This window comes from Actinomadura keratinilytica (assembly GCF_039539665.1).
Taxonomy (GTDB): Bacteria; Actinomycetota; Actinomycetes; order Streptosporangiales; family Streptosporangiaceae; genus Spirillospora; species Spirillospora keratinilytica.
Genome location: NZ_BAABDO010000253.1, coordinates 1 through 1671, shown reverse-complemented (window position 1 = coordinate 1671; position 1671 = coordinate 1). Strand labels below are relative to the sequence as shown.

Sequence of the window (1671 nt, the reverse complement as noted above, 5' to 3'; positions counted from 1 at the left end):
ATCTGGGCGGTGACTCGCTGCTGGCGATGCGGCTGCTCGCCCGGATCCGGGCGGTGTTCGGCACCGAGATCGGCATCCGGACCCTGTTCGCCGATCCCACGGTCGCCGGTGTCGCGAAGGCCGTGACGGCGGGCACGGACCGGGCCCGTCCGCCGCTGACGGCCCGGCCCCGCCCCGACAGGCTGCCGCTGTCGTACGGGCAGCAGCGCATGTGGTTCCTCAACCGCCTCGAAGGGGAGGGCGCCGGCGCCGCCTACAACCTGCCCCTCACCTTCGAACTCTCCGGTGACCTGGACGTGGACGCGCTGGGGGCCGCGCTCACCGACCTCGCCGAGCGGCACGAGACCCTCCGCACGATCTTCCCGCAGATCGACGGAACGCCTTACCAGCGGATACTCACCGTCGCAGAGGCCGGTTCGCCGCTGGAAGTGATCCAGGTGGCGGACGACGAGTTCGACCAGGTTCTCGCCGTCCAAGTCACTCAGGGATTCGACATCGAGCGGGAGGTCCCATGGCGGGTCCGGCTGCTCGACCGTGGTGACGGACGCTACGTCCTGGTCATCGTGGCGCACCACATCGCGGTGGACGGCTGGACCATGGGGCTGCTCGCACGTGACCTGCGCGCTGCCTATACCGCGCGGCGCCAGGGCAGCGCGCCGGAGTGGCCCGACCACCCCATCCAGTACGCCGACTACGCGATGTGGCAGCGCGAGGTGCTGGGTGACCCGGATGACCCGGACAGTGTGATCAGCGGTCAGCTCGGCTACTGGCGTGAGGCGCTGCGTGATCTGCCGGAGGAGCTGGCGCTGCCGACCGACCGGCCGCGTCCCGCCGTCCCCTCGTTCAAGGGCGCGTCCGTTCCGGTCGAAGTCTCCGCCGAGGCGCATGACCGCCTGGTCCGGTTCGCCCAGCGCAGCGGCTCCACGGTGTTCATGGTGGCGCAGGCGGCATTGGCGGTGCTGCTGTCCCGGCTCGGCGCCGGCACCGACATCCCCCTCGGCACCGCGACCGCCGGACGTGGGGATGTGGCGCTTGACGAGGTCGCCGGCTTCTTCGCCAACACGCTGGTATTGCGCACCGACGTCAGCGGCGACCCGTCGTTCGCCGACCTGGTGCAGCGCGTTCGCGAGACCGACCTGGCCGCCTTCGGGCACCAGGACATCCCGTTCGAGCGGCTCGTGGACGACATCAACCCTGCCAGGTCGCTGTCCCGCCAGCCGCTGTTCCAGGTGATGTTCGCCCTCCAGAACCTGCCTCAGGTCCGCGGCGGCTGGGACCTGCCCGGCCTGCAGGTCGAGCCGCTACCGCCGAAGGACGTCACCGAGGTCGCCCGGTTCGACCTGTCGGTCAGCCTGACGGAACACCGGGATGAGAACGGCGCGCCGATGGGGATCGGCGGCGGCATCCAGTACGCCACCGACCTGTTCGATGAGTCCACTGCTCGTGCCCTGGCCGACCGCTACGCACGGGTGCTGGAGCAGGTCGCGGCCGATCCGGAACTGCGTGTGAGCCAGGTGGAGGTTCTGGACGAGGCCGAGCGGCGTGCGGTGCTGACGGACTGGAACGCCACGCAGGCGCCGGTCGCGGACGCCTTGATCCCCGAGCAGATCCAGGCATGGGCGCAGCGCACGCCGGACGCAGTGGCGTTGCGGTGCGGTGAGGTGTCGCTGA

At 70.6% G+C, this 1671-nt stretch carries 1 protein-coding gene; it reads left to right on the top strand.

Going from position 1 to position 1671, the window contains the following annotated elements:
- On the top strand, window positions 1-1671 hold a 1671-nt coding region (locus ABD879_RS32500; RefSeq protein ID WP_345025626.1), incomplete at both ends, for a condensation domain-containing protein.